This is a genomic window from Chamaesiphon sp. VAR_48_metabat_403, assembly GCF_031422475.1.
Lineage (GTDB): Bacteria > Cyanobacteriota > Cyanobacteriia > Cyanobacteriales > Chamaesiphonaceae > Chamaesiphon.
In genome coordinates this window covers 1-7,462 of sequence record NZ_JANPLS010000141.1, presented here as the reverse complement: position 1 = coordinate 7,462, position 7,462 = coordinate 1, and the positions used below count along the sequence as shown (strand labels likewise).

The following is a 7,462-nucleotide window of genomic DNA, read 5'->3' as shown; positions in this document are numbered from 1 at the left end:
ATTAATTGTGCGTCAAAGCTATGGATTCAAGAACTTTAGTCTCATGAGAGAAAAACTATTAGCTTGCTTATTAAAGTAATCTCCGCTTCGCTCCGATTGCTTTAATAAGTTTAAATTATAACCTTAACTACGAGAGAGCCGTATATTTATTCTACTAATTTTGCCAACAAGGGTAAATCGACACAGCCAGAACCGTAAGTATTGCCGCGAATAACTTGACAAGGACGATCGGGTTCGCCAAGATCGGATAATACTAGTTTGGCGCGATCGAAATTATGGTCTTGCGTGTAATCATTAATTGTCACGATCGTTTCAATGCCAGCATCCATCGCTGAAATTAGTCCATTTTCAGAATCTTCAAATGCTAGACAAGCTGAAGCGGGTAATTTCATTTGCTCCAGTACGTAATCGTAAATATCTGAGGCGGGTTTTTTCTTAGGAACGATATCGCCAGCAGCAATGACTTCAAACCAGTTAGCGTCAATATTTCCGGTTAATAATGCGAAGACATTTGCAGGCGTGGTAGTAGTAGAAATCGCCAGTCGTAAATTAGCAGCACGCGCTTCATCTAATAGTCGTTTGACTCCCGGACGTAATGGAATTCTCCCATCAGCTAATAGTTGAGCGTAATACTGGTTTTTTGCTTTGTGGAGATCGGCAATGGTACTGTCTGCCATTTGGATTTCGGGACGGTAAGTATCTAAATAAAAGCGCATCCGCTCTTTCCCGCCTGTTACCGCTAATAAATTCCCGTATAGTTCGATCGACCAATCCCAGTCTAATCCAGCATGAGCAAATGCTTGGTTAAATGCCACTCGATGTCCATCGCGTTCGGTATCGGCTAAAGTCCCATCGACATCAAAAATTAGTGCTTGTAACGCGCTCATCCCCACAGTTTCCCTATTTTATTAAGTGAATCTCCAACTTTAGTGATGTTATCACGATGAGAGATGGGAGTAAGAAGTAAGAAGTAAGCTTATCTCCCCGTCTCCCCGTCTCCCTGTCCCTAGTTACTAATATCTAATTTGAGCTGATACCGATCGACTGCAAACCTCTATAATATTAGATAGAGTTATCTATCGCAGATGTGGATGCTCCGCCATTCGTGGCAGCAAAGAGTAATTAGTACAAGTTCATTTCAGAGCGCGATTGTAAGTAGAGAATATGGCACAACTCGAAACTAGAACCGAACCGATGGTGCTGAATATGGGGCCGCACCACCCATCAATGCACGGGGTGATGCGGTTGATTGTCACTCTCGACGGTGAAGATGTCGTCGATTGTGAACCCGTCATTGGCTATCTGCATCGCGGTATGGAAAAAATCGCCGAAAACCGTACCAACCTGATGTTCGTGCCTTACGTCAGCCGCTGGGACTACGCAGCGGGGATGTTTAACGAAGCGATTACTGTTAATGCGGTCGAAAAATTGGCGAATATTGCGGTTCCCAAACGTGCCAGCCATATTCGCGTTATTATGCTAGAACTCAATCGCATCGCTAACCATCTGCTCTGGCTCGGCCCATTTATGGCAGATGTCGGCGCGCAGACTCCATTCTTCTACATCTTCCGCGAACGGGAGCTGATTTACGATCTGTGGGAAGCCGCGACAGGCTATCGGATGGTGAATAATAACTATTTCCGGATCGGTGGGGTGGCTGTCGATTTACCTTATGGTTGGATCGATAAATGTCTGGACTTCTGCGACTACTTTATGCCCAAAGTGGATGAGTACGAGAAGTTAATTACCAATAATCCCATCTTCCGCCGTCGGGTAGAAGGAGTCGGTACGATTAGCCGCGATGAGGCAATTAACTGGGGTTTGTCCGGCCCGATGTTGCGCGGTTCTGGCGTAAAGTGGGATCTGCGAAAGGTCGATAAGTATGAGTGCTACGACGATTTCGATTGGGATGTCCATTATGAGACTGCTGGCGACTGTCTGGCACGCTATTTCGTGCGGATTCGCGAGATGCGAGAGTCGGTGAAAATTCTTCGCCAAGCTATTGCTGCTTTACCTGGTGGTGCCTACGAAAATCTCGAAGCCAAACGTCTGGCTGCTGGGCCAAAATCTGAGTGGGATGGGATGGACTATCAATATATCAGTAAGAAAGTCGCACCCACATTTAAGATTCCTAAAGGCGAACATTACGTACGGGTAGAAAGTGGTAAAGGCGAATTAGGCATCTTTATTATCGGTGAAGATAATATCTTCCCCTGGCGGTGGAAAATTCGCGCTGCTGATTTTAATAATGTCCAAATTATCCCCCATCTCTTACGCGGTGTAAAAGTTGCGGATATCGTGACAATTCTGGGTAGTGTCGATATTATTATGGGTTCTGTCGATCGATAATAAGTCATACAAGTTATGTTAGCGATCGAGCTGGAATTAGTTTCAGATCGATCGCGAGTTCTAAGCTTAACCAGCATGAAGAGCTAATTATGCAAACCACAATTGAATACGAGCAAATTATCCTCAGTAAGTTAAGACAACTATCACCCACCCAACAGCAAGAAGTCTTAAATTTTACTGAATTTCTCTGACAGAAATCTACTTCAGAAACAGCATCGGCATTATTCCTACAACAACTTGCCCAGCTTCCAATTGCCGAGCGGCATCAATATCTCAAAGCATCTATCGCTGCGACTGCTAATGATTTTTTGACAGATCTAGAGCTGACAGAATTCTCTATTTTAGATAGCGAAGATTGGGAGTGGAGAAACTCAACTTTCAACTAACTTAATGCTACCTACCGTTATTTTACCTGGCTATCTCGAAAGTGCTGATGTTTATCTACCCCTACAACAAGCGTTAACCGCACTCGGTACGCCGACGACAACAGTACCGCTCTGCAAACGCGATTGGCTCCCCACGCTTGGCGGTCGCTCGATGGTACCAATTTTACGACAACTAGATCGCACTATTAATGAAGCTTTAACTAATAATCAAGCCACCCAAATTAATTTAATCGGACATTCCGCAGGCGGTTGGATTAGTCGAATTTATTTAGGCGAAATTCCGTATACAATTCATGGCGATGTTACGGAATCGGCAAAATTATGGGATGCCAGATCTAAAATTGCCACTCTAATTACGCTCGGTACGCCACATATTAGCGGCGAACGCTGGACGCGAAAAAATCTCGATTTTGTTAACGATAATTATCCTGGGGCGATGTATTCAGATTTGGAATATATTTGCGTTGCAGGTAAATCGATCTATGGCGAAAAAAAGCGCGGTCAGTGGTTGGCTTATAGTAGCTATCAACAGACTTGTGGCATCGGCAATACTTGGGGTGATGGCATTACACCCATCGAAGCGGCACATTTAGCAGGTGCGACAAATATTACGATCGAAGGGGTAAAACATTCGCCCCGTACTGCGGGAATTTGGTATGGTTCGCCAGAGGTGCGATCGCAATGGATTGAATATTTAAAATAGTACTATCATTAAATACTAGTAACTGCACCCATAAGCTGGCACACTGTCTCAACAACGATCGTCAGATGTGAGTTAAGCTAGGGGCAACCATCATCGATTTCACCGATCGGGTGAGTTGATGGGTATAATTACCATCTAAGATTGAATTGAGGATACCCGATCGTGACAAACAAAGTTGAGCATCAATCGCTACATCATGTCGTAATTATTGGTGGTGGTTTTGGTGGACTTCACGCCGCGCTGTCGCTAGGGAAAGCGAACGTCCAAGTAACACTAATCGACAAACGTAATTTTCACCTGTTCCAACCACTGCTTTATCAAGTAGCCACGGGTGGTTTGTCCCCTGCGGATATTTCCTCACCATTACGATCGATCCTCAATAAGCAACAAAATACTAAGGTAATTATGGGCGAGGTGAGAGATATCGATCCTCACCAGCAGAAAGTTTTTTTGAATAAGGGCGAGATAAATTACGACACCCTGATTGTGGCAACAGGTGTCAGCCATCACTATTTTGGGAACGAGCAATGGGCACCTGCGGCTCCCGGCTTAAAAACTGTTGAAGATGCACTAGAAATGCGTCGCCGGATTTTTATGGCGTTTGAAGCCGCCGAGAAAGAAACCGATATTGAAAAACGCCGCGCATGGCTGACCTTTGCGATCGTCGGTGGCGGCCCAACTGGAGTAGAATTAGCTGGGGCGATCGCTGAACTAGCATATAGTACTCTTAAAAAAGACTTTCGCAATATCGATACTGCCGAAGCTAAAATCATTCTCGTTGAAGGGATGGATCGAGTTTTGCCACCTTATCCACCAGAACTATCTGCCAAAGCCGAAGCATCGCTGGTTAAATTGGGCGTGAAGGTGCAGACAAAGGCATTGGTGACAAATATCGAAGATAACGTCGTTACCATCCGTCAGGGCGAGAAGATCGAGCGAGTAGAGGCTCGAACGGTGTTGTGGGCGGCGGGCGTTAAAGCTTCGGCGATGGGTAAAATATTAGCCGAACATACCGGAGTCGAACTCGATCGAGTCGGGCGAGTGATGGTACAGTCGGATTTAAGTATTAAAGACTATCCTCAAGTGTTTGTCATTGGCGATTTGGCAAACTTTACCAAGCCAGATGGCAAACCGCTAGCGGGAGTCGCACCAGTGGCGACTCAAGAAGGTAAGTATGTAGCAGATTTAATCGAGCGGCGACTCGTTGGGGAAAGTTTGCCAGCTTTTGAATATTATGATGCGGGTAGTTTATCGGTAATCGGCCGACATTCGGCAGTAGCTGATTTTGGTAAGGTGAAAATGTCAGGATTTTTTGCCTGGTTGATTTGGGTATTCGTTCATATTTATTATCTAATTGAATTCGATAGTAAATTGGTGGTATTCATTCAGTGGGCTTGGAGTTATTTCACGCGCAAACGCGGTGCGAGACTGATTACAGGTGATGAATCGCTCGGACAAATCGGCGTTGACGATCGCGGTGATTATTTTGTGTCGCCGAATGTTAAAGTTAGCATTAAAGCTTAGGAGCGGGGAGCTTTTGGTACCCGAAAATTCAGGGTAGGGGTAATTCATGAATTACCCCTACCCTGAATTTTTGACTCAACCACGCGAAAAACTGTCACATAGTAAAAATTCTCATGCCCGATCGTCGTTATACTATTTTCAAATCATTAGTTAGATCGCGCTTATGAAAACTTGGCTGGCTACGTGTGGCATCATCGCACCATTAGTTATTGTTTTACCTGCGACGGCAATCTCGCCTACAGAAGTATCGAGAATTGCCAAAAGTGTGACTGTTTCGATTAAAACGCCCGACGATCGCGGATCTGGCTCGATTATCGCCCGTACTGGTAATACATATACCGTTTTAACCGCCGCTCATGTAGTTAAAAAGACCGACGAAAAATATACGATCGAATTAAATGACGGTCAAAAATATACTGTTAGCGAGCGACAATTAGCACCGAATGGTAATCTCGATTTAGCAATCGTTAAATTTCAAAGCAATCGCACATATCCGATCGTTAAAATTGGAGATTCTAATAATGCGATCGAGGGAAGTCTGGCTTATGTATCCGGGTTTCCAGTCGCAACGGCAGCAATTACCCAGTCGGTTTATACCTTCAGCGATGGCAAAATTACCGCTAATAGCTCTCAACCTTTCGAGAAGGGGTATTCGATCGTCTATAGCTGTAATACCCTGCCAGGGATGAGCGGGGGGCCAGTTTTAAACGAGCGCGGCGAACTAATTGCCATCCACGGTAGGGGCGACGTGAGAGAGAGTAACAAACCATCGGATATTAATGCCAATGTGTTGGTAAAAACCGGATTTAACCTGGGCATTCCCGTTAATTCCTTTCTCAAACTTGCCAGCCAAATGGGGGTACAACTCGGCTCGACTGCACCAGTAATTGCCACTCAGCCTCGCACGACTACCGCCGATGATTTCTTTGTCACCGCTGCCACCAAATTTCGTCAGGGCGACTATCCCGGCGCGATTTCGGGGTTCGATCGGGCGATCGCTGCCAAGCCGAAATATACTGCTGCTTACATTGCCAGAGCAGAAGCAAATCTGTATCTAAGTAATGATACAGAGGTGGTTCGCGATGCCAATCTTGCGTTGAAATTAAATCCCAAATCCGCTGATGCTTATGCGCTCAGAGGCGTTGGCAGGACTACGCTCGGTGATTCCAAAGGAGCCTTTGCCGATTTCGATCGGGCGATTGCGCTCAATCCCCGTAGTGCCCGCAGCTACCTTTATCGCGGCTATGTAGAGGTACAATATGCCGATCCAAATAAGGCAATCCAATCGATTAACCAAGCACTAGCAATCGATCCAAATCTTGGTGATGGTTATAGTGTGCGAGCAGTAGCTAAATATCTGATCGGCGATCCTCAAGGTGCTGACTCAGACTTCAACCGCGCCATTCAAATCAATGCCAATAGTTTCCTCGCTTACGCTTACCGAGGATTCATCCGAGTAAGTGCTGGCAACAAAGAAGCTGGATTTGCCGATTCCGCTAGAGCCATTGCCATCAGTCCCAAAAATCCGATCGGCTATGGTATGCGGGGAGTAGCTTATCTTTCTATCGGAGACTATGCGCGGGCGATCTCCGAATTCAACCGCGCCATCGAAATCAAGCCCAACGACGATCTGAATTACGCTCGTCGCGGTATTGCTTACATGCAACAGAAAAACTTTCAACAAGGTTTAGCTGATGTGGAAAAAGCACTCCAAATCAATCCTAACAGTGAAACTGGTTATCAAGGACGTGCTATTTACTATGTCAGCAAACAACAGTTCCAACGATCGCTTGCCGATGCCAATCGGGCAATCGCCCTTAATCCCGTATCTCCCGATTCACAACTACTCCGAGGCGTATCGTACATCGGATTGAAGAATCGCGCTCAAGCTAAAACTGCACTCCAGCAAGCTGCCGCACTTTACCAAAAACGCGGCAATACCAAGGACTATCAAGAGGTGATGACAATCTTGAAAGCGATCCAGTAAGGGTGGGAACTCATCCTTGCAAACACCTAGCCGTCTCAAAATTGTTACAGTAAGTAAAGCAGCTTTATGTCGATCGCTAATTACCCTAACACTTATGACTTCAGTACCGCGTATCTGTATCCTCGGTGGGGGATTTGGTGGTTTGTATACCGCCCTCAGATTGAATCAACTAGCTTGGGAACCAGGGCAAAAGCCCGCAATTACCCTGATCGATCGTCAACCTAATTTTGTATTTACGCCTCTGCTCTACGAGTTAATTACCGGGGAAATGCAGGGCTGGGAAATCGCGCCACCCTTTGCCGAACTGTTAAAAGGGACGGATATTCGGTTCGTTCAAGGATCTGTCGATTGGGTCGATAAAGCCCAAAGTTCGGTGACTTTAGAAGATGGTACGGAAATTGAGTACGATCGATTGGTATTGGCTTTAGGTTGCGAAACTCCATCTGAGAGCGTGTCTGGAGTCAAAGAACACACAATCGCCTTTCGATCGCTTCAGGATGCCTACAAACTCGA

At 45.7% G+C, this 7,462-nt stretch carries 6 protein-coding genes; 5 read left to right on the top strand and 1 reads right to left on the bottom strand.

The annotated features are described in order from the left end of the window. Nucleotides 1-146 precede the first annotated feature (146 nt). Complete coding sequence (locus RMO79_RS06825) at nt 147-887, bottom strand: HAD family hydrolase (RefSeq protein WP_310482322.1); 741 nt, start codon at nt 885-887, stop codon at nt 147-149. Nucleotides 888-1,164: 277 nt separating this feature from the next. Here RMO79_RS06825 and RMO79_RS06820 point away from each other — a divergent pair, with 277 nt between their 5' ends. From RMO79_RS06820 to RMO79_RS06800, 5 genes are all read left to right on the top strand, one after another. Continuing rightward, nucleotides 1,165-2,349: an NAD(P)H-quinone oxidoreductase subunit H gene (locus RMO79_RS06820; RefSeq protein ID WP_310482321.1), complete on the top strand. Its 1,185-nt coding sequence runs from the start codon at nt 1,165-1,167 to the stop codon at nt 2,347-2,349. A 390-nt stretch (nt 2,350-2,739) separates the two neighbouring features. Beyond that, nucleotides 2,740-3,438: a lipase gene (locus RMO79_RS06815; protein ID WP_310482320.1), complete on the top strand. Its 699-nt coding sequence runs from the start codon at nt 2,740-2,742 to the stop codon at nt 3,436-3,438. A 162-nt stretch (nt 3,439-3,600) separates the two neighbouring features. Further along, nucleotides 3,601-4,962 carry an NAD(P)/FAD-dependent oxidoreductase gene (locus RMO79_RS06810; RefSeq protein ID WP_310482319.1) on the top strand — a complete coding sequence of 454 codons (1,362 nt, stop codon included), beginning with the start codon at nt 3,601-3,603 and terminating at the stop codon, nt 4,960-4,962. Between the two features lie 163 nt (nt 4,963-5,125). Then, nucleotides 5,126-6,949 carry a tetratricopeptide repeat protein gene (locus RMO79_RS06805; protein ID WP_310482318.1) on the top strand — a complete coding sequence of 608 codons (1,824 nt, stop codon included), beginning with the start codon at nt 5,126-5,128 and terminating at the stop codon, nt 6,947-6,949. A 94-nt stretch (nt 6,950-7,043) separates the two neighbouring features. Then, nucleotides 7,044-7,462: FAD-dependent oxidoreductase (locus RMO79_RS06800; protein WP_310482317.1), on the top strand; the 419-nt coding region annotated here is incomplete at its 3' end.